This is a genomic window from Streptomyces sp. NPDC001093 (genome assembly GCF_040298985.1).
GTDB lineage: Bacteria > Actinomycetota > Actinomycetes > Streptomycetales > Streptomycetaceae > Streptomyces.
In genome coordinates this window covers 18606-39089 of sequence record NZ_JBEPBF010000098.1, presented here as the reverse complement: position 1 = coordinate 39089, position 20484 = coordinate 18606, and the positions used below count along the sequence as shown (strand labels likewise).

Annotated in this window: 23 protein-coding genes and 1 pseudogene; 7 read left to right on the top strand and 17 right to left on the bottom strand. The window is 72.5% G+C overall.

Translation table 11 applies throughout. The features are described from left to right. Positions 1 to 139, bottom strand: a pseudogene (locus ABT288_RS35265) (TIGR02234 family membrane protein); the annotation flags it as partial. 261 nt (positions 140 to 400) lie between these two features. Between ABT288_RS35265 and ABT288_RS35260 the strand changes: the two are divergent. Next, positions 401 to 1618 carry a S53 family peptidase gene (locus tag ABT288_RS35260; RefSeq protein ID WP_351616763.1) on the top strand — a complete coding sequence of 406 codons (1218 nt, stop codon included), beginning with the start codon at positions 401 to 403 and terminating at the stop codon, positions 1616 to 1618. A gap of 6 nt (positions 1619 to 1624) precedes the next feature. Here the strand turns inward: ABT288_RS35260 and ABT288_RS35255 are convergent, their stop codons facing one another. Both ABT288_RS35255 and hisI read right to left on the bottom strand, forming a co-directional pair. Continuing rightward, positions 1625 to 3103 (bottom strand): anthranilate synthase component I, encoded by a 1479-nt coding sequence (locus ABT288_RS35255; protein WP_351616761.1) that lies wholly within the window; start codon positions 3101 to 3103, stop codon positions 1625 to 1627. 11 nt (positions 3104 to 3114) lie between these two features. Then, complete coding sequence (hisI, locus tag ABT288_RS35250) at positions 3115 to 3579, bottom strand: phosphoribosyl-AMP cyclohydrolase (protein WP_351616758.1); 465 nt, start codon at positions 3577 to 3579, stop codon at positions 3115 to 3117. Positions 3580 to 3662: 83 nt separating this feature from the next. Here hisI and ABT288_RS35245 point away from each other — a divergent pair, with 83 nt between their 5' ends. Beyond that, complete coding sequence (locus ABT288_RS35245) at positions 3663 to 4298, top strand: TIGR03085 family metal-binding protein (protein WP_351616755.1); 636 nt, start codon at positions 3663 to 3665, stop codon at positions 4296 to 4298. A 14-nt stretch (positions 4299 to 4312) separates the two neighbouring features. Here ABT288_RS35245 and ABT288_RS35240 read toward each other — a convergent pair whose 3' ends face one another. The 10 genes from ABT288_RS35240 to hisD form a co-directional block, all read right to left on the bottom strand. Then, entirely contained in the window at positions 4313 to 5554 is a 1242-nt protein-coding gene (locus tag ABT288_RS35240; RefSeq protein ID WP_351616753.1) for an MFS transporter, read from the bottom strand. Positions 5555 to 5567: 13 nt separating this feature from the next. Continuing rightward, entirely contained in the window at positions 5568 to 6155 is a 588-nt protein-coding gene (locus ABT288_RS35235; RefSeq protein ID WP_351616751.1) for an ArsR/SmtB family transcription factor, read from the bottom strand. A gap of 84 nt (positions 6156 to 6239) precedes the next feature. After that, a complete protein-coding gene (gene hisF / locus ABT288_RS35230; RefSeq protein ID WP_351616748.1) occupies positions 6240 to 6995 on the bottom strand; it encodes an imidazole glycerol phosphate synthase subunit HisF in 756 nt (251 codons plus the stop codon). A 6-nt stretch (positions 6996 to 7001) separates the two neighbouring features. Next, entirely contained in the window at positions 7002 to 7394 is a 393-nt protein-coding gene (locus ABT288_RS35225) for a RidA family protein (protein ID WP_351616745.1), read from the bottom strand. After that, on the bottom strand, positions 7391 to 8116 hold the full coding sequence (priA, locus tag ABT288_RS35220; RefSeq protein WP_351616742.1) for a bifunctional 1-(5-phosphoribosyl)-5-((5-phosphoribosylamino)methylideneamino)imidazole-4-carboxamide isomerase/phosphoribosylanthranilate isomerase PriA: 726 nt from the start codon (positions 8114 to 8116) through the stop codon (positions 7391 to 7393). Before priA ends, ABT288_RS35225 begins: the two co-directional genes overlap by 4 nt. Positions 8117 to 8119: 3 nt before the next feature. Next, entirely contained in the window at positions 8120 to 8770 is a 651-nt protein-coding gene (gene hisH / locus ABT288_RS35215; RefSeq protein WP_351616740.1) for an imidazole glycerol phosphate synthase subunit HisH, read from the bottom strand. Continuing rightward, positions 8761 to 8925: a CG2302 family histidine operon protein gene (locus tag ABT288_RS35210; RefSeq protein ID WP_228622673.1), complete on the bottom strand. Its 165-nt coding sequence runs from the start codon at positions 8923 to 8925 to the stop codon at positions 8761 to 8763. Before ABT288_RS35210 ends, hisH begins: the two co-directional genes overlap by 10 nt. Positions 8926 to 8929: 4 nt before the next feature. Continuing rightward, complete coding sequence (gene hisB / locus ABT288_RS35205; RefSeq protein WP_030783530.1) at positions 8930 to 9523, bottom strand: imidazoleglycerol-phosphate dehydratase HisB; 594 nt, start codon at positions 9521 to 9523, stop codon at positions 8930 to 8932. Positions 9524 to 9526: 3 nt separating this feature from the next. Next, positions 9527 to 10627, bottom strand: coding sequence for a histidinol-phosphate transaminase (locus ABT288_RS35200; protein WP_351616737.1), 1101 nt, complete (start codon positions 10625 to 10627; stop codon positions 9527 to 9529). After that, positions 10624 to 11949: a histidinol dehydrogenase gene (gene hisD / locus ABT288_RS35195; protein ID WP_351616734.1), complete on the bottom strand. Its 1326-nt coding sequence runs from the start codon at positions 11947 to 11949 to the stop codon at positions 10624 to 10626. Before hisD ends, ABT288_RS35200 begins: the two co-directional genes overlap by 4 nt. A 163-nt stretch (positions 11950 to 12112) precedes the next feature. Between hisD and ABT288_RS35190 the strand changes: the two genes are divergently transcribed. From ABT288_RS35190 to ybaK, 4 genes are all read left to right on the top strand, one after another. After that, positions 12113 to 13690: an oxidoreductase gene (locus ABT288_RS35190; protein WP_351616731.1), complete on the top strand. Its 1578-nt coding sequence runs from the start codon at positions 12113 to 12115 to the stop codon at positions 13688 to 13690. 136 nt (positions 13691 to 13826) lie between these two features. Beyond that, positions 13827 to 14879, top strand: a complete 1053-nt coding sequence (locus tag ABT288_RS35185; protein WP_351616729.1) for a hypothetical protein — start codon at positions 13827 to 13829, stop codon at positions 14877 to 14879. 11 nt (positions 14880 to 14890) lie between these two features. Continuing rightward, positions 14891 to 15631: an LON peptidase substrate-binding domain-containing protein gene (locus tag ABT288_RS35180; RefSeq protein WP_351616727.1), complete on the top strand. Its 741-nt coding sequence runs from the start codon at positions 14891 to 14893 to the stop codon at positions 15629 to 15631. Between the two features lie 13 nt (positions 15632 to 15644). Next, positions 15645 to 16148, top strand: coding sequence for a Cys-tRNA(Pro) deacylase (ybaK, locus tag ABT288_RS35175; protein WP_351616726.1), 504 nt, complete (start codon positions 15645 to 15647; stop codon positions 16146 to 16148). 24 nt (positions 16149 to 16172) lie between these two features. Here ybaK and ABT288_RS35170 read toward each other — a convergent pair whose 3' ends face one another. The 4 genes from ABT288_RS35170 to ABT288_RS35155 all read right to left on the bottom strand — a co-directional run bounded on the left by ABT288_RS35170 (position 16173) and on the right by ABT288_RS35155 (position 20050). Further along, positions 16173 to 16805: an AAA family ATPase gene (locus ABT288_RS35170; RefSeq protein WP_351616723.1), complete on the bottom strand. Its 633-nt coding sequence runs from the start codon at positions 16803 to 16805 to the stop codon at positions 16173 to 16175. A 34-nt stretch (positions 16806 to 16839) separates the two neighbouring features. After that, complete coding sequence (locus ABT288_RS35165) at positions 16840 to 17661, bottom strand: ABC transporter permease (protein ID WP_351616721.1); 822 nt, start codon at positions 17659 to 17661, stop codon at positions 16840 to 16842. Between the two features lie 76 nt (positions 17662 to 17737). Then, on the bottom strand, positions 17738 to 18751 hold the full coding sequence (locus tag ABT288_RS35160) for an ABC transporter ATP-binding protein (RefSeq protein ID WP_351616719.1): 1014 nt from the start codon (positions 18749 to 18751) through the stop codon (positions 17738 to 17740). 81 nt (positions 18752 to 18832) lie between these two features. Then, the gene (locus ABT288_RS35155; protein ID WP_351616717.1) at positions 18833 to 20050 is read right to left on the bottom strand and encodes an NYN domain-containing protein; all 1218 of its coding nucleotides are present in this window, start codon (positions 20048 to 20050) and stop codon (positions 18833 to 18835) included. Positions 20051 to 20275: 225 nt separating this feature from the next. On the opposite strand from ABT288_RS35155, the gene ABT288_RS35150 reads away from it, so the two are divergent. Continuing rightward, a complete protein-coding gene (locus ABT288_RS35150) occupies positions 20276 to 20452 on the top strand; it encodes a hypothetical protein (protein ID WP_228622693.1) in 177 nt (58 codons plus the stop codon). Positions 20453 to 20484 lie beyond the last annotated feature (32 nt).

The following is a 20484-nucleotide window of genomic DNA, read 5'->3' as shown; positions in this document are numbered from 1 at the left end:
AGCGCTGCCGGGTCGCGAGCAGCGCCACGGCCGCGCCGAGCGCACCGCACAGGAGGGCCACGGCGAGGCTCCGCCGGCCGGACCGGGCGGGCGCGGCGGCTTCGGTACGGGGGTGAGGTACGGCAGTCACGTACACCACTATCGCCTGAACCCCGGGCGAACCGACAGCCGGGTCCGTCAACCCATGGGCGCCCCAGATCTTCGATACGACGCGCCCAGGAACGGCACATGAATTCCCCAGGAAGGGTAAAGCAACGTTCACGCTTCAACATCCATCTTGTTGACGTGGCCCCGCCATCCGTACGTTCTGCGCCAACCACGGCCCGACACCCCGTTCCGTGGTGGCACCGCGCACCCCCCACAGCCCTTCCCGGTTCACCCATCTCGTGGAGGACGTACGTTGCGCAGAACCATTTCCCTCACCGCCGTGGCCACCCTCGCCACGGCCGCTCTCGCCCTGGCCGCCCCCGTCGGCCAGGCGGCCCAGGCCACCACCTCGTCCCACGGCGTCGGCGTCGCGCACGCCTGCGCCGCCCCGACGAAGAAGGGCGAGATGGCCTGCAACGCCCTCAAGGTCACCTCGGGCACCCCGCAGTCGGCGCACGCCGAGAGCGGTCTGACCGCGGCCGCCGCACCCTCCGGCTACGGCCCCGCCTCGCTGCAGGCGGCGTACAACCTGCCCTCCGCGAGCGGCGGTTCGGGCCAGACGGTGGCGATCGTCGACGCCTACGACGACCCGAACGCCGAGTCCGACCTCGGCGTCTACCGCTCCCAGTACGGCCTGTCCGCCTGCACCACGGCCAACGGCTGCTTCAAGAAGGTGGACCAGAACGGCGGCACCAAGTACCCACGCGGCAACTCCGGCTGGGCCGAGGAGATCTCCCTCGACCTCGACATGGTCAGCGCGGCCTGCCCGAACTGCAAGATCCTGCTGGTGGAGGCCAGTTCGTCCAGCATGACCAACCTGGGCACGGGCGTGAACACCGCCGTGAGGCTGGGCGCGAAGTTCGTCTCCAACAGCTACGGCGGCTCCGAGTCGTCCAGCGACGCGACCTACGACTCCAGCTACTTCAACCACCCGGGCGTGGCCATCACCGTCTCCTCCGGTGACAACGGCTACGGCGTCGAGTACCCGGCGGCGTCCAAGTACGTGACGGCGGTGGGCGGTACGTCCCTGACGACGGCCTCCAACAGCCGTGGCTGGACCGACACGGTGTGGAGCGGTGCGGGCTCCGGCTGCTCCTCCTACGACGCCAAGCCCAGCTGGCAGAAGGACTCCGGCTGTGCCAACCGCACGGTCGCGGACGTCTCGGCGGTCGCCGACCCCAACACCGGTGTCGCGGTGTACGACACCTACGGGCAGGGCTCCGGCTGGATGGTCTTCGGCGGCACCAGCGCCTCCTCCCCGCTGATCGCGGCGACCTACGCGCTGGCCGGCACCCCGTCCGCCGGCTCCTACCCGGCATCCTTCCCGTACGCGCACACCTCGGCGCTGAACGACGTCACCAGCGGCTCCAACGGCAGCTGCGGCGGCTCGTACCTGTGCACCGGCACCACCGGGTACGACGGGCCGTCGGGACTCGGCACCCCGAACGGCACCGCCGCGTTCACCGGCTGAACTCTCCTATGAGCTGAGCCGGTTGGCCGTGTGCACCGCGCGGAGGACCGCCGCCGCCTTGTTGCGGCACTCCTGGTCCTCCGCCACCGGGTCGGAGTCGGCGACGATGCCGGCTCCGGCCTGCACGTATGCCGTGCCGTCCCGGAGCAGCGCCGTACGGATGGCGATCGCGGTGTCGGAGTCGCCCGCGAAGTCCAGATAGCCGACACAGCCGCCGTACAGGCCGCGCCGGGACGGCTCCAGTTCGTCGATGATCTGCATCGCGCGGGGCTTGGGGGCGCCGGAGAGGGTGCCTGCCGGGAAGCAGGCGGTCAGCACGTCGAAGGCGGTGCGGCCCTCGGCGACCTTGCCGGTGACGGTCGAGACGATGTGCATCACGTGCGAGTAGCGCTCGATGGACATGAAGTCGACCACCTCGACCGAGCCGGGCTCGCAGACCCGTCCCAGGTCGTTGCGGCCGAGGTCGACGAGCATCAGGTGCTCGGCGCGCTCCTTGGGATCGGCGAGCAGCTCCTCGGCGAGGGCCTGGTCCTGCTGCGGGGTGGTCCCGCGGGGCCGGGTGCCGGCGATGGGGTGGACCATCGCCCGCCCGTCCTCCACCTTCACCAGCGCCTCGGGGGAGGAGCCGACGACGTCGAAGCCCTCGAAGCGGAACAGGTACATGTACGGGGACGGGTTCGTGGCCCGCAGCACCCGGTAGACGTCCAGGGCGCTCGCGCTGCACGGGGTCTCGAAACGCTGGGACGGCACGACCTGGAAGGCCTCGCCCGCGCGGATGCGCTCCTTGATGTCCTCGACCGCCACCTGGAAGTCGGGGCCGCCCCACAGCGCGGTGTACTCGGGCAGCTCGGACGGCGGCAGCACGGCCGGGGGCTGGGCCACCGCGCGCGTGAGGTCGGCCTCCATGGCGTCGAGCCGGGCCACGGCGTCCGCGTAGGCCTCGTCCACGCCGGTGTCGAGGTCGTTGTGGTTGATCGCGTTGGCGATCAGCAGGACCGAGCCCTCCCAGTGGTCCATCACGGCGAGGTCGCTGGTCAGGAGCATGGTCAGCTCGGGCAGCCGCAGGTCGTCGCGCTCGCCCGGGCCGATCTTCTCCAGGCGGCGGACGATGTCGTAGCCCAGATAGCCGACCATGCCCCCGGTGAAGGGCGGCAGGCCGTCCTGGTGCGGGGTGTGCAGGGCCTGGATGGTGGCGTTCAGGGCCTTCAGCGGGTCGCCGTCGACCGGGACGCCGACCGGCGGGGTGCCGAGCCAGTGCGCCTGTCCGTCGCGTTCCGTCAGCGTCCCGGCGGACCGGACGCCGACGAACGAGTACCGGGACCAGGAGCGGCCGTTCTCCGCGGACTCCAGCAGGAAGGTGCCGGGGCGCTCGGCGGCCAGTTTGCGGTACAGCGCGACCGGGGTGTCGCCGTCGGCGAGGAGCTTGCGGGTCACCGGGATGACGCGCCGGTCGGTGGCGAGCTTGCGGAAGGTCTCGAGGTCCATGGCGGCCGACCTTACTGATCAGATGCCGGAGCGGCGGAACCGGCGTCGGTGTCGGCGTCCTTCAGGAGCACGTCCTCGTCGAAGCAGGTGCGCGCGCCGGTGTGGCAGGCCGCGCCCACCTGGTCGACCCTGACCAGGACGGTGTCGGCGTCGCAGTCCAGCGCGACCGACTTCACCCACTGGACGTGGCCGGAGGTGTCGCCCTTGACCCAGTACTCCTGGCGGCTGCGCGACCAGTACGTGCAGCGGCCGGTGGTCAGCGTGCGGTGCAGCGCCTCGTCGTCCATCCAGCCGAGCATGAGCACCTCACCGGTGTCGTACTGCTGGGCGATGGCGGGCAGGAGGCCGTCCGCGCTGCGCTTGAGGCGGGCGGCGATCTCCGGGTCGAGGCTGCTGGGGGGGACACTGCGGCGCGAAGCGCCTCGATCAGGGGCGGTGGTCGGGCGACGGGCGGGAATCCCGGTCGTACTGGTCATGGGTGCCATTGTGCCGCGCGGGTACGACAGTGCCGGTGCCGTGTCCACTGCGCGGACGAGGCAGCTGGTCGTAGGCTGACCCCATGTCGACCTTCGCCAAGCGTGAACGGCTCCTGCTCGCCGACCTCTTGGAAACCGTCGGTCCGGACGCCGACACCCTCTGCGAGGGCTGGCGGACCCGGGACCTGGCCGCGCATGTCATCGTGCGCGAGCGGCGCCCGGACGCGGCCGGGGGCACGCTGATCAAGCAGCTCGCGCCGCGCCTGGAGAAGGTGATGGCCGAGTACACCGCGAAGCCGTACGAGGAGCTGATCCAGCTGATCCGTACCGGCCCGCCGCGCTTCTCCCCCTTCCAGCTCAAGCAGGTCGACGAGGCGGCCAACATCGTCGAGTTCTACGTCCACACCGAGGACGTCCGCCGCGCCCAGCCGGACTGGACCCCGCGCGAGCTCGACTCGGTCTTCCAGGACGCCCTGTGGTCCCGGCTGGAGCGCACGGCGCGCCTGGTGGCCCGGGGTGTGCCGACGGGTCTGGTGCTGCGCCGCCCGGACGGCCAGACGGCGGTGGCGCACCGCGGCGCACCGGTGGTGACGGTGACCGGCGAGCCGTCCGAGCTGCTGATGTTCGCCTTCGGCCGGCAGAACGCGGCCGAGGTGGAGGTCGAGGGCGAGGCGGACGCGATCACCAAGCTGAACGAGTCCAGGCAGCTCGGTATCTGAGTGTTTGACGGAGCTCAGCCCGGGAGTTCCGCGCGGCGCAGGGAGGGTACGGCGAGGGCGACGACCCCGCCGAGCCCGCAGACGCCGGCGCTGACGGCGTAGACCGGCCCGAGTCCCCAGGCACCGATCGCGGCGGCCGCGAACGGCATGGACAGCGGGGTGAGACCGAGGCTGATCAGGCTGGAGACGGAAGTGACGCGGCCCAGGTAGGCGGGGTCGGACCGGGTCTGCAGCAGGGCCCCGCACAGGGCGCCGCCGAGCCCGGTGAGCAGGCCGACGAGCAGGGCCGTAGCGGCGGCCGCGGCCAGGGTGGGTACGAAGGCGAGGGCGCCGACGGCCACGGCCCCCACGGCACACGCCCACCCGGTGACCAGCCCGGCGCGCGGCAGCCGCCCCCGCACCGTCAGCAGCAGCGAGGCCGCTCCCGCGCCGACCCCGAACGCGGCCAGCACCCAGCCCATGCCGGAGGCGCCCCAGCCGCGCCGGTCGGCGAGCAGGGTCAGACCGACGTTCAGCGGGCCGACGAATCCGAGGTCGCCGAGGGCGATGGCCAGCATCAGCGGGGCGAGGACGCGGTGCCGGCGGATGTACCGCAGACCGGCGCGGAGCTCGCTCCAGGCGGTTCCGGCCACCTCGGGTGTGTCGTCCTTCGGCAGGTCCCGTATCCGCACCGAGAGCAGCAGGGGCACGGAGACGGCGATGAGCAGCCCGGCGAGGGCGAACGCGGCCGGGGCGCCGCCGACGGCCACGCCGAGCCCGCCGAGCGGGGCGCCGACCACGCTGGAGAACCGGATGGCGAGGCCCCGCATCCCCTGGACCCGGGCGAGCTGCCCCTTGTCGGTGAGGCGGACCGGCAGGGCGCCCACGGCGGGCATGAACACGGCGTCGACCGTGCCGAAGACCAGCGCCAGCAGGGCGAGCGGCCACAGCCCCGGGCTGGTGAGGAGCAGCAGGGCGGCCACGGCGAGGACAGCCGCGCAGCGGACGGCGTCGCTGCCGATGACGACCCGGCGCGGCCCGAACCGGTCGGCGATCACCCCGCCGCCGAGCATCAGCACGGCCCGGGGCAGCGCGCTCGCCGACATCACGAGACCGGCCTGCGCCGGGGTTCCGGCGCGGACGGCGGCCCAGGACAGGGCGAGGTAGTAGACGCTGTCGCCCAGCATCGAGGAGGTGTAGGCGGCGAGCCAGCGCAGGACGTCGGGGTCGCGGTGGGCCTGCGGCGCGGTCGCCGACGGTGTGAGCGTGGCGGTCACGGGAGGGGGCCTCTCAGACGCGGAACGGGAAGCCGTACACGTGCAGCGCGACGTTCTCGCGCCCTTCGCTGTCGCCGGCGGCCTCACGGGCGCGCCCCTGCTCGTCGTAGCGCTTGAGCAGGTCGTGCAGGTCCTTCTTCAGCTCCACGAGCTCTTCGGCGGTCAGCCTGAGCACTGCCTCGGAGTCGTGGGCGGCCCGGTTCCACTCGGGCCCCCAATGGGCGCGCTGATCGAGGTATCCGCGGTACATCTCGGCCCGCTGGTCCAGGAACAAGCGCGAGGCCGCGAGATGCGCCGCGACCTTCTCGGGGGCGTCCTGGAAGTCCTCGTCGCGGATGGAGACGCCTTCGGAGGACGGCTGCCACCAGCGCTCGCGCCCGTCCGCGCTGCGCGCCTCGGCCTCCTCCACCAGCCCGTGCTCGGCGAGCTTGCGCAGGTGGTAGCTGACCAGCGAGACCGCCTCGTCGACCTGTTCGGCGAGGTGCGAGGCGGTGGCGGCCTCGGCGACGAACAGCAGACGGTAGAGCTTCATGCGCAGCGGATGCGCGAGCGCCTTCAGGGTGCCCACATCCGTGATCCGGCGTTCCTCTGCACGAGCCATACCCCGAACCTAAATGCGAAAGAAAAGTTGCACAACAGATTTTGCGCAACTTCCCTTTCGTATCCGGCCAAGTTCAGCGCGGCGTCAGCGCACCGGATGCCCCGCCTCCCGCAGGGCCCGCTTCACCTCGCCGATGCGCAGGTCGCCGAAGTGGAAGACGGAGGCTGCCAGGACCGCGTCGGCGCCGGCGGCGATCGCCGGCGGGAAGTCGGCGAGCTTGCCGGCGCCGCCGGAGGCGATCACCGGGACGGTCACGTGCCCCCGGACCGCCGCGATCATCTCCAGGTCGTAGCCGTCCTTGGTGCCGTCCGCGTCCATGGAGTTCAGGAGGATCTCCCCGGCGCCCAGCTCTGCCGCCCGGTGGGCCCACTCGACGGCGTCGATGCCGGTGCCGCGCCGGCCGCCGTGCGTCGTGACCTCGAAGGAGCCCGACTCGGTCCGGCGGGCGTCCACCGACAGGACCAGGACCTGGCGGCCGAAGCGCTCCGCGATCTCCCGGATCAGCTCGGGACGCGCGATCGCCGCCGTGTTCACGCCCACCTTGTCGGCGCCCGCCCGCAGCAGCTTGTCCACGTCCTCGGCCGTACGGACGCCACCGCCGACCGTCAGCGGGATGAACACCTGCTCGGCGGTGCGCCGCACCACGTCGTACGTCGTCTCCCGGTTGCCCGAGGACGCGGTGATGTCCAGGAACGTCAGCTCGTCGGCGCCCTCGGCGTCGTACACCTTGGCCATCTCGACCGGGTCGCCCGCGTCGCGCAGGTTCTGGAAGTTGACGCCCTTGACGACCCGGCCGTTGTCCACGTCCAGGCAGGGGATGACTCGGACCGCCAGGGTCATGACTGCTCAGGCTCCTCTGAATGCTTCAAGTTCCACTTCCACCAGGATGCGCGGGTCGACGAAGCCCTCCACGACCAGCAGGGTCGAGACCGGGCGCACGGAGTCGAAGATCTCCTTGTGCGCCCGGCCCACGGCGTCGACGTCCCGCACATGGCTCAGGTACATCCGCGTACGGATGACCGAGTCGATCCCGAGTCCGAACTCGCCGATCGCCTCGACAGCGCTGGTGAAGGCCACCTTGGCCTGTTCGTACGGGTCGCCCTCGCCGTACAGCACGGTGCCCTTGAAGGACGTCGTGCCCGCCACCAGCACCCGGTCCCCCGCCGCGACGGCACGTGCGAAACCGAAGCTCTCTTCCCAGGGACTTCCGCTCTGCACGCGCCGCACGGCATCGCTCATGACGACACAGCCTCCAGTGCCTCTTCCAGGGTGAACGCCTTCGCGTACAGCGCCTTCCCGACGATGGAGCCCTCGACACCGAGGGGTACCAGCTCGGCGATGGCGCGCAGGTCGTCCAGGGACGACACGCCGCCGGAGGCCACGACCGGTCGGTCCGTCGCGGCGCAGACGTTCTTCAGCAGCTGGAGGTTCGGGCCCTGGAGGGTGCCGTCCTTGGCGATGTCGGTGACGACGTAGCGGGCGCAGCCCTCCTTGTTGAGGCGCTCCAGCGTCTCGTAGAGGTCGCCGCCGTCGCGGGTCCAGCCGCGGCCGCGCAGGGTCGTGCCGCGCACGTCCAGGCCGACGGCGATCTTGTCGCCGTGCTCGGCGATCACCTTGGCGACCCACTCGGGGGTCTCCAGGGCGGCCGTGCCGAGGTTCACGCGGGTGCAGCCGGTGGCCAGGGCGGCGGCCAGCGAGGCGTCGTCGCGGATGCCGCCGGACAGCTCCACCTTGATGTCCATCGCCCCGGTGACCTCGGCGATCAGCTCGCGGTTGTCGCCGGTGCCGAAGGCCGCGTCCAGATCGACCAGGTGCAGCCACTCGGCGCCCGAGCGCTGCCAGGCGAGGGCGGCCTCCAGCGGGGAGCCGTAGGAGGTCTCGGTCCCGGACTCGCCGTGCACGAGGCGGACGGCCTGGCCGTCGCGGACGTCGACGGCGGGGAGGAGTTCGAGCTTGGCCATGGTCTACAGGGTTCCGATCCAGTTGGTGAGGAGCTGGGCGCCGGCGTCGCCGGACTTCTCGGGGTGGAACTGCGTGGCCCACAGGGCGCCGTTCTCCACGGCGGCCACGAACGGCTTGCCGTGCGTCGACCAGGTCACCTTGGGGGCCGCGATCACCGGGTTGTGCGACTCCAGCTGCCAGTCGTGGACGGCGTAGGAGTGCACGAAGTAGAAGCGGGCGTCGGCGTCGAGGCCGGCGAACAGCTCCGAGTCGGCGGGGGCCTCGACGGTGTTCCAGCCCATGTGGGGCACGACGTCGGCCTGGAGCGGTGCGACCGTGCCGGGCCACTCGTCCAGGCCCTCGGCCTCCACGCCGTGCTCGATGCCGCGCGCGAACAGGATCTGCATGCCGACGCAGATGCCCATCACGGGCCGGCCTCCGGACAGCCGGCGGTCCACCACCCAGTCACCGCGGGCGGCGCGCAGCCCCTGCATACAGGCGGCGAAGGCGCCCACGCCCGGCACGAGCAGTCCCTCGGCGTTCATCGCCCTGTCGAAGTCACGCGTGATCTCGACATCGGCGCCCACGCGCGCGAGGGCACGTTCGGCGGACCGGACGTTGCCGAAGCCGTAGTCGAAGACCACGACCTTCTTGCTGCCACTGCTCAATTCCACACCCCCAGCCGCATGACGCCCGCGACCAGGCACATGGCCGCGCCGATCGAGAGCAGCACGATGAGGCTCGTCGGCATCTTCTGCTTGACGAAGGAGATGATGCCGCCGGCCAGGAAGAGACCGACGACGATCAGGAGGGTCGACAGACCGTTCATGGCTTTACAGCGCGCCCTTCGTGGAGGGGAGGATGCCGGCCGCGCGCGGGTCGCGCTCGGAGGCGTAACGCAGCGCCCGGGCCAGCGCCTTGAACTGGCACTCCACGATGTGGTGCGCGTTGCGTCCGTACGGCACGTGCACGTGCAGCGCGATCTGCGCCTGGGCGACGAAGGACTCCAGTATGTGCCGGGTCATCGTGGTGTCGTACTCGCCGATCATGGGCGCCATGTTCTCGGGCTCGGTGTGCACGAGGTAGGGGCGGCCGGACAGGTCGACGGTCACCTGGGCGAGGGACTCGTCCAGCGGGACCGTGCAGTTGCCGAAGCGGTAGATCCCCACCTTGTCGCCGAGCGCCTGCTTGAAGGCGGCGCCGAGCGCGAGGGCGGTGTCCTCGATGGTGTGGTGGGAGTCGATGTGCAGGTCGCCGTCGGTCTTCACGGTCAGGTCGAACAGGCCGTGCCGGCCGAGCTGGTCGAGCATGTGGTCGTAGAAGCCGACGCCGGTGGCGATGTCGGTTCTGCCGGTGCCGTCGAGGTCGATCTCGACCAGGACGGAGGTCTCCTTCGTCGTACGCTCCACGCGTCCTACGCGGCTCATGCCTTACAGCTCCTTCTTCACGTCACGGACCGCGTCGAGGAACGCGTCGTTCTCCTCCGGGGTGCCGGCGGACACCCGCAGCCACCCCGGTACGCCGTTGTCCCGGACCAGGACGCCCCGGTCGAGGATCTTCTGCCAGGCCTCCTGGGCGTTCGCGAACCGGCCGAACTGCACGAAGTTCGCGTCGGACTCGGTGACCTCGTAGCCGATCGCGCGCAGCTCGGCGACCAGCCGGTCCCGCTCCGCCTTCAGCTGCTCGACGTAGCCCAGCAGGGTGTCGGTGTGCTCCAGGGCGGCCAGGGCGGTCGCCTGGGTGATTGCCGACAGGTGGTACGGCAGCCGGACGAGCTGGACGGCGTCCACGACCGCCGGGTCGGCGGCGAGATAGCCGAGGCGCAGGCCCGCCGCGCCGAACGCCTTGGACATCGTGCGGGAGACGACCAGGTTCGGGCGCCCTTCCAGCAGCGGCAGCAGCGAGTCGCCGTGGCTGAACTCGACGTACGCCTCGTCCACGATCACCATCGACGGCTTGGCCGCCTGCGCCGCCTCGAACAGCGCGAGGACCGTCTCCGGCGGCACCGCGTTGCCCGTGGGGTTGTTGGGGGTGGTGATGAAGACGACGTCCGGCCTGTGCTCGGCGATCGCCTCGACGGCCGCCGCGACGTCGATCGTGAAGTCCTCGTTGCGCGGACCCGAGATCCAGCCCGTGCCGGTGCCGCGCGCGATGAGCGCGTGCATCGAGTACGACGGCTCGAAGCCGATGGCCGTGCGGCCCGGCCCGCCGAAGGTCTGCAGCAGCTGCTGGATGACCTCGTTGGAGCCGTTGGCGGCCCACACGTTCTCGATGCCGAGCGGATACCCGCCGGTCCTCGTCAGGTACTTGGCCAGCTCGGTACGCAGCTGGACCGCGTCCCGGTCGGGGTAGCGGTTCAGGTCGCGGGCGGCCTCGCGCACCCGCTCCGCGATCCGCTCGACCAGCGGCTCGGGCAGCGGGTAGGGGTTCTCGTTGGTGTTCAGCCGTACGGGGACGTCCAACTGGGGCGCGCCGTAAGGGGACTTGCCGCGCAGCTCGTCCCGTACGGGGAGATCGTCGATGCGGGTCACTTGCTCTCGGGTACCTTCCAGCCGAACCTCGCCTTGATCGCGGCGCCGTGCGCCGGCAGGTCCTCCGCCTCCGCCAGCGTCACCACGTGAGGGGCGACCTCGGCGAGCGCGTCCCTCGTGTAGTCCACGATGTGGATGCCGCGCAGGAAGGACTGGACGGACAGGCCCGAGGAGTGGCAGGCGCAGCCGCCGGTGGGCAGGACGTGGTTGGACCCGGCCGCGTAGTCGCCGAGCGAGACCGGCGCCCAGGGGCCGATGAAGATCGCGCCCGCGTTCTTGACCCGGTCGGCCACGGCGGCCGCGTCGGCGGTCTGGATCTCCAGGTGCTCGGCGCCGTAGGCGTCGACCACGCGCAGACCTTCCTCGACGCCGTCGACCAGCACGATCGCGGACTGCCGGCCCTTGAGCGCGGGCACGATCCGGTCCTCCACGTGCTTGGTGGCCGCGACCTGCGGCTGAAGCTCCTTCTCCACCGCGTCCGCCAGCTCGACGGAGTCGGTGACCAGCACGGCCGCGGCCAGCGGGTCGTGCTCGGCCTGGCTGATCAGGTCCGAGGCCACGTGCACCGGGTCGGCGGTGTCGTCCGCGAGGACGGCGATCTCGGTCGGGCCGGCCTCGGCGTCGATGCCGATCCTGCCGGTGAAGAAGCGCTTGGCGGCGGCGACCCAGATGTTGCCGGGGCCGGTGACCATGTTGGCCGGCGGGCAGGACTCGGTGCCGTAGGCGAACATCGCGACCGCCGTGGCGCCGCCGGCCGCGTAGACCTCGTCCACGCCGAGCAGCGCGCAGGCGGCGAGGATCGTCGGGTGCGGGAGCCCGCCGAACTCAGCCTGTGGCGGAGAGGCGAGCGCGATCGACCCGACCCCGGCCTCCTGGGCCGGTACGGCGTTCATGATCACGGAGGACGGGTACACGGACCGGCCGCCCGGCGCGTACAGCCCGACCCGCTCGACCGGCACCCACTTCTCGGTCACCGAGCCGCCGGGTACCACCTGGGTGGTGTGGGTGCTGCGGCGCTGCTCGCGGTGGACCAGGCGGGCGCGGCGGATGGACTCCTCCAGCGCGGCGCGCACGGCGGGGTCGAGGGCCTCGAGCGCGTCGGTGAGCGCCTGGGCCGGGACACGGACGGATTCCAGCCGTACTCCGTCGAACTTCTCGGCGAAGTCGATCAGCGCCGCGTCGCCACGATGATGCACGGCCTCGCAGATCGGGCGCACCTTCTCCAGGGCGGCCGATACGTCGAAGTCGGCTCGGGGCAGCAGGTCGCGCAGGGCGGGGCCCTCGGGAAGGGCGTCGCCGCGCAGATCGATTCGGGAAATCACAGTCCCAATTCTCTCAGACCGCCGTCGCGAGCCGTGGGCGCGTATCAATGGCTGATACAGAACGTGGCGGAACTCGGAAGATCTTCTTCACCTCTAGTGTTCCGGCAGTCACTGAGCGGGCATGAACGGCTGTACGAAAGCACTGGACCGGGAGAGGACAAAGGTGACCGAGGGGGCCGGCATCGTCGCCGGGGACCTGCCGGACGAGCTGACCGCGGCCGAGGCGGGCATGTGGCAGGCCTTCCGCAACGGCAGCGTGTACGACCTGGGCTGCGGGGACGCCGTGGTGGACGATCCGCACGGCGGACACCCCTGGGGTCCGGAGCGCACGGTGCGGGCGCGGATCGTGGCCTGGCTGCTGCTGGACGGCCCGCCGGCGCTCGCGGGCCGGGTGTCCTCGCTGAAGCTGACCGGTGTGCGGATCGCCGGCACGCTGGACCTCTCGGGCGGCACCGTACAGCCGTACGTCGAGCTGCGCGGCTGCCGCTTCGACGAGGAGGTCCTGCTGCCGGAGGCCCGCTTCACGACGTTGCGCATGGTGGACTGCGCGGTGCCCCGGCTGGAGGCGGCCCGGGTGCACACCGAGGGCGACCTGCATCTGCCGCGCTGCCGGTTCCAGAACGGCGCCCGGCTGACGGACGCGCACATCGGCACCGACCTGATGCTCAACGAGGCGGTGGTGTACCGGGACCGCAGCGGGCGGTCGATCTCAGCGGACGGCATGACCGTGGGCCAGGACCTGCAGGCGGAGATGCTGCAGTCGCACGGCGAGCTGCGGCTGCGCGGCGCCAAGGTCGGCGTGTCGCTCAGCCTGCGCGGCGCGAACCTGGACAACCCCTACTCCCGCTACGCCCTGAACGCGCCCCAGCTGACCGTCGAGCGCACCCTGTACCTGACCCCGGCCGGCGTGGGCAGCCCGCTGCTGAGCGGCACGACACCGGCGCGCGGGACGCGGATCCAGCGCTTCGAGTGCCGGGGCGGGATCCGGCTGGACGACGGGCGGTTCGGGGACGCCGTCGACTTCGAACGGGCCCGGTTCACCCTCACCGACGACCAGGAGCTGTCGCTGCGCCGGGTGCACGCGTCGGAGCTGCGCTTCCTCGGGGACGGGCCGCAGCGCGGCAAGGTGGTGCTGTCCGGAGCGCGGATCGTCAACCTGGTGGACCGGGCGGCGAGCTGGCCGGGCCCCGGCAATCTGCACATGGGCGGCTTCGTGTACGAGAACCTCGTCCCGCGCGGCCCGTTCCCGCTGAACGGCCGGCTGGACTGGGTCGCGGCGGCCACCGCCGAGTACGCCCCGGAGCCGTACGAGCGGCTGGCGGCGGTGCTGCGGGCCGCCGGGGAGGACGAGGACGCGCGGGAGGTGCTGCTCGCCAAGCAGCGCCGGCGCCGCGAGACGCTGCCGCCGGCCGCGAAGGTCTGGGGGTACGTCCAGGACTGGACGGTCGCCTACGGCTACCGGCCCGGCCGGGCCGCGGTGTGGATGGCGGTGCTGTGGGCGGCGGGCACGCTGGCGTTCGCCCACGCGGCCCATCCGCCGATGAACCATGACGCCCACCCGTACTGGAGCCCGGCCCTGTTCACCCTGGACCTGCTGCTGCCGGTGATCGACCTGGGCCAGGTAGGCCAGTGGCAGCTGAGCGGCGGCTGGCAGTGGCTGGCGGCGGTGATGATCCTGCTCGGCTGGATCCTGGCCACGACGGTGGCGGCGGGGGCGACCCGGCTGCTGCGGCGGAGCTGACGGGGAGGGGGACGGGGACGGGAACTAACCGGACAAAAGTCGAACAGTCACCCTTTACCGGTCCTTGACCCTGGACCGTACAACTTTCCGCGACTTCCCCACACCCTCTGGCGCGCCGCCGACCTGCGGTCTTTCAATGGTCGGCACCATGGTTGCGCTTCCCCCGTTCATCCGCCCGACCCGGATGACCAAACGCTCCGCGCGCCCGGCCGGCCGACCGCCGACCGGGGACGAGGTCGTGCTCGACGCACCCGACGACCGGCTCTCCCCGGCACTGGTCGGGGCCGGCCGGGGCGAGTACCGGGCCGCCGCCGATCTGCTCGCGACCACCCGCGGCGGCGCCGAGTGGGAGAACCACGACCGGTACGCCCGGCGCCTGGCCGCCTTCGCCCGCTCGCGCCCCGAGTGGTTCGAGACCTGGCGCGCGCACGCCCCCGACGACCCCGGCGCGCTGCTGGTCGGGGCGCAGCTGGCGGTGGACCGCGCCTGGCCCTCCCCGGCCCGCGTCGAGCTGCTGCGCGAGGTCAGCCCGCTGATCACCGCCGCTGCCCGCGCCGACGACCGCGACCCGGTGCCCTGGCGGATCGCGCTGGACCACGCGCGTGGCTCGCGCGCCGGGCACCGCTACTTCGAGGAGCTGTGGGAGGCGGCGGTGCGGCGCGCCCCGCACCACTACGGCTGCCACGTGGCCGCCCTGCGCTACCTCGCCACCTTCCGGCGCGGCTCCCACGGCGCCTGCTTCGACTTCGCCGAGCGGGCCGCCCAGGACGCCCCGGCCGACTCGCCCGTCCAGGCGCTGCCGGCCCGGGCCGCCTTCGGGTACCTGACCGACGGCCGCGGTCCCGAGGTGCCGCGCGCCCGTCTGCACGCGGCCGCCGACCGCGCGATCGCGCTCTCCGCGCGCTTCCCGGAGGCCGACCCCTCGCCCGCCGAGATCCGCAACAAGCTCCTGTACGTCCTGATGCGCCTGGACCGCTGGGAGGACGCCCGCGACCAGCTGCGCGTGATCGGCCCGTATGCCACGTCCTTCCCCTGGGAGCGGTTCTCCGAGGATCCGCTCGGGCACTTCCTGCGGCTGCGCGAGCACCTGCTGACGGCGGCCTGCCCGCCCGCCCCGGCCGGGCTGATGCCGGCCTTCCCGGACCATGTCGGCGACCACGGCGGACACGCCGGTGCCGGTGACCACTAGGCTGGTGCGTCGTGACCACCGTCCGTCTCCCGCTCTTCCCGCTGAACACGGTGCTGTTCCCGGGGCTCGTGCTGCCGCTGAACGTCTTCGAGGAGCGCTATCGCGCGATGATGCGCGAGTTGCTCAAGACACCGGAGGACGAGCCGCGCCGGTTCGCCGTCGTGGCCATCCGTGACGGCTACGAGGTGGCGCCGAGCGCCCCCGGCATGCCGGACCCCACGGCACAGCCCGACCGGGGACCGGCCGCGGGCTTCGGCCCGGACCCCCTCAAGGCCTTCCAGGGGGTCGGGTGTGTGGCGGACGCGGCGACCGTCCGGGAGCGGGCCGACGGCACGTTCGAGGTGCTGGCGACGGGCACGACCCGGGTACGGCTGCTGTCCGTCGACGCGTCGGGCCCGTTCCTGACGGCGGAGCTGGAGGAACTGCCGGAGGAGCCGGGCGACGAGGCGGGTGCGCTGGCCGAGGGGGTGCTGCGCTCCTTCCGCCAGTACCAGAAGCGGCTGGCGGGCGCCCGCGAGCGCTCGCTGTCGACGGGCGCGGAGCTGCCCGACGACCCGTCGGTGGTCTCCTATCTGGTGGCGGCGGCGATGGTGCACGACACGCCTACCAAGCAGCGGCTTCTCCAGGCCCCCGACACCGCGTCCCGGCTCCGTGACGAGCTGAAACTCCTTCGCGCCGAGACGGCCATCATCCGTAGTCTTCCGTCGCTGCCCGCGTTCGAGCTGACGCGGGCGCCGACGAGCCTGAACTGAGGGAAGACGGCAGATGGCGAAGAAGCCGAAGAAGCAGCAGCAGTCCGGGGGCACCCCCGCCACGGTCGCCCTGTCCTCGGCCGGCGTGACCTTCACGGTGCACTCCTACGACCACGACCCCTCCCACCCCTCCTACGGCGAGGAGGCGGCGGAGGCGATGGGCGTGTCCCCCGACCGCGTCTTCAAGACCCTGGTGGCCGACGTCGACGGCGCCCTGACCGTGGCGGTGGTCCCGGTGTCGGGCTCCCTGGACCTGAAGGCCCTCGCGGCCGCGGTGGGCGGCAAGCGGGCGACGATGGCCGACCCGGCGCTCGCCGAGCGGACGACGGGGTACGTGCGGGGCGGCATCTCGCCCCTCGGCCAGCGCAAGAGACTGCCGACGGTCCTGGACGACTCGGCCGAGGCCCACGAGACGATCTGTGTGTCGGCGGGCCGGCGGGGCCTCGAGGTGGAACTGGCTCCGACGGACCTGGCGAAGCTGACGGGCGCGGTGCTGGCGCCCGTCGGGCGGGGCTGAAACGGCCCGGGGCGCAGCCCCGGACTACGACTGCGGGTACGGCACCTCGGGATCGCGCGGCCCGAACAGCGCCGTGAGCCCGAGGTGGACCAGCAACGCACCCAGCGGCCAGGCCAGCAGCGCCCCCTTGGCCCCCAGCTTCAGCGGCGCCGGGAAGGTGACGCCCTTCCCCACCTGCTTGGCGTGCGCCAGCACGTCGGACATGGGTCCCAGCCACATCCCCAGCCGCCACGCCACCACCGAACCGAGCAGTGCCCCGAGCCCGAGTGCCGCCACGACCGGCACGCCCCCGCGCCGGCGCAGCAGAAAGACGGCCACCGCGCTGACGAGCCCGAACCCCAGCCCCAGCAGGGCGAACGTGCCGTCCACCCCCACCGCCTGCTCACCCTCGCTGTCCTTGAGGTACACGACCCAGCTGTTGTCGGCCACGTCGCCGACCAACGGCACATGCGGCGCCAGCCACCACCACAGCAGCCCCAGCAGTACCCCGGCCAACGCCATGGCCACCGTTATGACGGCGGCGTCCCGCAGTTCGGTCTTCATCCCGGGGCCGTCCTGTTCGTACCCGCCCGAGTCCGGCGCCCCGGCAGGCGGCGGCGCCTGCCGGACATCGTGTGCGGAGTTCTCGTGCGGTGGTGGAGTCAGCGGTGCGGTCACCCTGACATCGTGCCAGGTCGCCTTGTGGGCCGCGTCACCGGACGGCGGCCCTGCGGTACGCCCGGGCGGCCACGGCCAGCGAGACGACTCCGACACCCGCGCACACCCCCAGGTCGACCAGGACGGCGGCCCAGTCCGGATGGGTCCCGAAGGTGCGGGCGTACGCCTCCACACCGTACGTCGACGGCAGCAGGTCCCGCGCCAGCCGTACGAGCTCCGGCATCCGGTCGGCCGGCAGCACACCCAGCAGCAGCGCCGCCGACATGCCCAGCTGCCCGAGCAGCGTGGCCAGCTCCGGCCGCGGCGCGAGCAGTCCGCAGGCGGCGCCGAGCCCGGACAGCGCGGCGCCGGCGAGCGGGATCACGGCCAGCAGGATCCACAGATTGCCGAGCGGCAGTCCGAACAGGACGCACCCGAAGACGGCGGTCACCAGCGTCCCCGGCACGGTGAAGGAGGCGTACGCCGCCGCCGCGCCCAGCACCACGGCCGCGGGCGGCACCGGCAGGGTGGCGTAGTGGTCGAGCCCGCCGCTCGCCCGCAGCTGCCCGAAGTACTGCGACAGCAGGTTCAGCGCGACGTACGCGACGACCAGCACCGACGACCCCGCCACCACGGACTGGGCCTCGCTGCCGCTGTCGACGACACCCCGCATCATCACGGCGATGCCGACGGACTGGAAGGTGGCCACGAACAGCAGCGGGATCCGGGCCACCCGGGCCCTGGACAGCTGCGCCCGGTAGACGGCCGCCAGCGCCGGCCACAGCCGCGCGGCCGGCCCGAGCTCGGCCGCGCCCCGTGCCGTCTCCGGCACGGCCGGGGCACCGCCCGGCAGAACCTCCGCGGGTACGACACTCACGTCGAGCTGCTCCTCTTCCCTACGGCAGTCGCGCAGACCGGCGTACAGACCCATACGCACCGTACGTCCGCCGCGCTCACGCCTTCACCAATCCCTGCCGGGCCGCACCGCCGAGCGCCAGGTAGACGTCCTCCAGGCTGGGCGTGGCGAGCGTGAAGTCGTCCAGGGCGGCGAAGGCGGCCCCGCCGGTCACGGTGGCGACGGCGGCGCGGGCCTCCTCGGGCGCGAGCCGCAGCGTCCAGCGCCGGCCGGACTCCACGGCGCGCTCGCGCAGGGCGGCGACCTCGGGCACCTGAAGCGGCGCCCTCTCCCGCCACACCAGCTCGACCCGCACCTCCCCGGCGACCCGTTCCTTCAGCCCGGCCGGGGTGTCACAGGCGATCACCCGGCCCTGGTCGACGACGGCGACCCGGTCCAGCACGGTCTCGGCCTCGATGACGTTGTGGGTGACCAGCAGCACGGTCGTACCGTGCTCGGCGCGCCGCCGGTCCACGGCCGCCCAGACCGCGCGCCGGGCCACCGGGTCCATGCCGGTGGTCGGCTCGTCCAGCACGAGCAGCGGCCGCCGGCCGACCAGGGCGGCGGCGAGGCAGGCGAGCCGCCGCTGCCCGCCGGACAGCTTCTTCAGCGCCCGCCCGGCGATCGGCGTGAGCCCCAGCTCCTCCAGGACGGCGTCCCGCTCGGCGCGGGCCCGGCGCACGTCCAGGCCGCGCAGGCGCCCGGTGGTCTCGGCGGCGAGGGAGACGGTCAGCTCGTCCAGCGCCGAGGACTCCTGCCCCAGGTAGGCGAGGAGGCGCGCGGCCCGCTCCGGGTGCCTGACGATGTCGTGCCCGAGGATCTCGATGCTGCCGGTGTCCGGCCGCAGCAGGCCGGTGAGCTGCCGTACGAGCGTGGACTTGCCGGCGCCGTTCGGCCCCAGCAGCCCGAAGACCTCGCCGCGCCGCACGTCCAGCTCGACCTCGTCGGTGGCCCGCACCTCGGGGGTGCCGGGCGCACCGCGCCGCCCCTTCACGGCCGGATAGGTCTTGTTGAGCCCGCGCACGCGTACGACCTCGTCATACCGAGATGCCTGTTCCGCGCGCGTACTCACAAGGGACGAGGGTACGGGGTCGGAGCCCTTTACTCGCCTTTGGGGGCACTTCTGTACCCGGCCGGTAAGGACTGCCCGCCGTCACTCCCCCGTCGCGCTCTCCGCCGCCGCCGGCACGTCGATCTCCCGCCAGAACCCCGCCCGAATGGCGTAGCGGTCGTGCTCGTCGATCTGGTCGTCCTTGTGGGCGAGCAGCCCGAACCGGGCGGCGTAGCGCAGCAGCTCTCCGTCGATGCGGTGCGGGATGCGCGGATACAGCTGCGAGAGCTTCTGCAACTGGCCCTGGTCGCCGAGCCGGGACATCCAGCGGCGGGCGAAGACCTGTCCCACCTCGTAGGGGTCACCGCCGACGGTGGTGATGTCCTCCTCGCGGTCGGCCCACCGCTGCTCCGCCGTGGTGAGCTGGGCGAGCGTCGGCATGGAGGCGACCTCGGGCGGTTCGGCGACCGCGCCCGGCCGGTCCACCCAGCCCTTGTCGGAGGACCAGCGCAGGGTCGCGGTCGCCGGCTGCGGGGCGGGCTGGGCGCCGGGGGCGCGCAGCGCGGCGAGGTCCTTGGGGGTGGGGACGCCCTTGTGGCCGCCGGCCCGCTCCTGGGTTCCGTTCTCCGTCACCGCCGCGGCCGGCTGGGGCGCGCCCTGGTCGGCGGGCCGCTCGGCCGCCGCCGCGAGCGCGGACTCGGGCAGCGGGGCGGAGAGGATCGCGGCGATCTCGGGGCGGGGCGCGGGCGGCGGGGCGCAGACGCCGGTCAGTTCCTTGGCGCGGACGGCCTGGGTGATCCAGGCACGGTCCAGCACGCGCCGCTCGTCGGCCTCGGCGACCAGGTCCTCGGACTGGTTGTAGTCGCCGTCGGCGGCCTGTACGGCCCACAGGTGGACGGCGACGCCGTGCTCCTTGGCGGCCATCATGCCGGGCAGCAGATCACCGTCGCCGGTGACCAGGACGACGTCGGAGCAGGCCCGGTTGCGGGCCAGCTCGGTCAGCTCGGCGTGCATGGCGGCGTCCACGCCCTTCTGCGCCCAGCGTCCGTCGCTGCGGGTGAGGGCGCCGAGCCGGACGGTGACCCGGGGCATCACGCGCAGCCTGCGATGCTCCGGTTGGGGGACGCGGTCGGGGGCGCCGTCGAACCAGTAGATGCGCAGGAGCGGGCGCTCGGTCTCCGACTCGGCGCGTACCCGCAAGGCCTGGATCAGCGCGGTGTGGTCGACGGTGATCCGGGACCGCGAGGGCTCACCGGCGAGGAGGCTGGCGGCGGCTCCCAGCAGGTACCCGGCGTCCACCAGGACGATGCAGCGGTCCACGCGACTCACCCTCTTCCCGGGAGGTTTTGCTTCGGACTTCCTTCGAGTCTGCCCGACGGCGCGGGGGTTAACGGCCCGAACTCGATCTTCGGCGTGGCGTTTGCGGAACCCGCCGGCCCACCGGCCCTGTCACGCACGGTAATTATCCGACATGCGATTGATGTCAGCGTATGTGAATCTGGTCCCGGCCCTGGCCCCTAGATCCCCCACAGGAGGCAGATCACCATGGCCAAGAACAAGAACCGCAAGCAGGCCGGCCCGCAGAACCGCGCGTCGCACGCCGAGCAGAGCCAGGAGCACGCGCAGCGGCAGACGGAGGCACACGAGTCGCCGGTGTCGCACATCCAGGGCAGCCCCGCGGATGTCGCCGGCAAGAAACGGAAGAGCTTCGGCCACAACTAAAGGGCAGTTGAAGCCCAGGCACGCAGGAGGGG

What these genes read in the sequence shown, in the direction of transcription:
- ABT288_RS35185 (WP_351616729.1), top strand. Translation starts at nt 13,827, where the DNA reads ATGGTCGGCACCATGGTTGCGCTTCCCCCGTTCATCCGCCCGACCCGG.
- ABT288_RS35225 (WP_351616745.1), bottom strand. Translation starts at nt 7,394, where the DNA reads ATGAGCGATGCCGTGCGGCGCGTGCAGAGCGGAAGTCCCTGGGAAGAG.
- ABT288_RS35150 (WP_228622693.1), top strand. Translation starts at nt 20,276, where the DNA reads ATGGCCAAGAACAAGAACCGCAAGCAGGCCGGCCCGCAGAACCGCGCG.
- ybaK (WP_351616726.1), top strand. Translation starts at nt 15,645, where the DNA reads ATGGCGAAGAAGCCGAAGAAGCAGCAGCAGTCCGGGGGCACCCCCGCC.
- hisI (WP_351616758.1), bottom strand. Translation starts at nt 3,579, where the DNA reads ATGACCAGTACGACCGGGATTCCCGCCCGTCGCCCGACCACCGCCCCT.
- ABT288_RS35235 (WP_351616751.1), bottom strand. Translation starts at nt 6,155, where the DNA reads ATGGCTCGTGCAGAGGAACGCCGGATCACGGATGTGGGCACCCTGAAG.
- priA (WP_351616742.1), bottom strand. Translation starts at nt 8,116, where the DNA reads ATGGCCAAGCTCGAACTCCTCCCCGCCGTCGACGTCCGCGACGGCCAG.
- hisF (WP_351616748.1), bottom strand. Translation starts at nt 6,995, where the DNA reads ATGACCCTGGCGGTCCGAGTCATCCCCTGCCTGGACGTGGACAACGGC.
- ABT288_RS35210 (WP_228622673.1), bottom strand. Translation starts at nt 8,925, where the DNA reads ATGAACGGTCTGTCGACCCTCCTGATCGTCGTCGGTCTCTTCCTGGCC.
- ABT288_RS35255 (WP_351616761.1), bottom strand. Translation starts at nt 3,103, where the DNA reads ATGGACCTCGAGACCTTCCGCAAGCTCGCCACCGACCGGCGCGTCATC.
- ABT288_RS35245 (WP_351616755.1), top strand. Translation starts at nt 3,663, where the DNA reads ATGTCGACCTTCGCCAAGCGTGAACGGCTCCTGCTCGCCGACCTCTTG.
- hisB (WP_030783530.1), bottom strand. Translation starts at nt 9,523, where the DNA reads ATGAGCCGCGTAGGACGCGTGGAGCGTACGACGAAGGAGACCTCCGTC.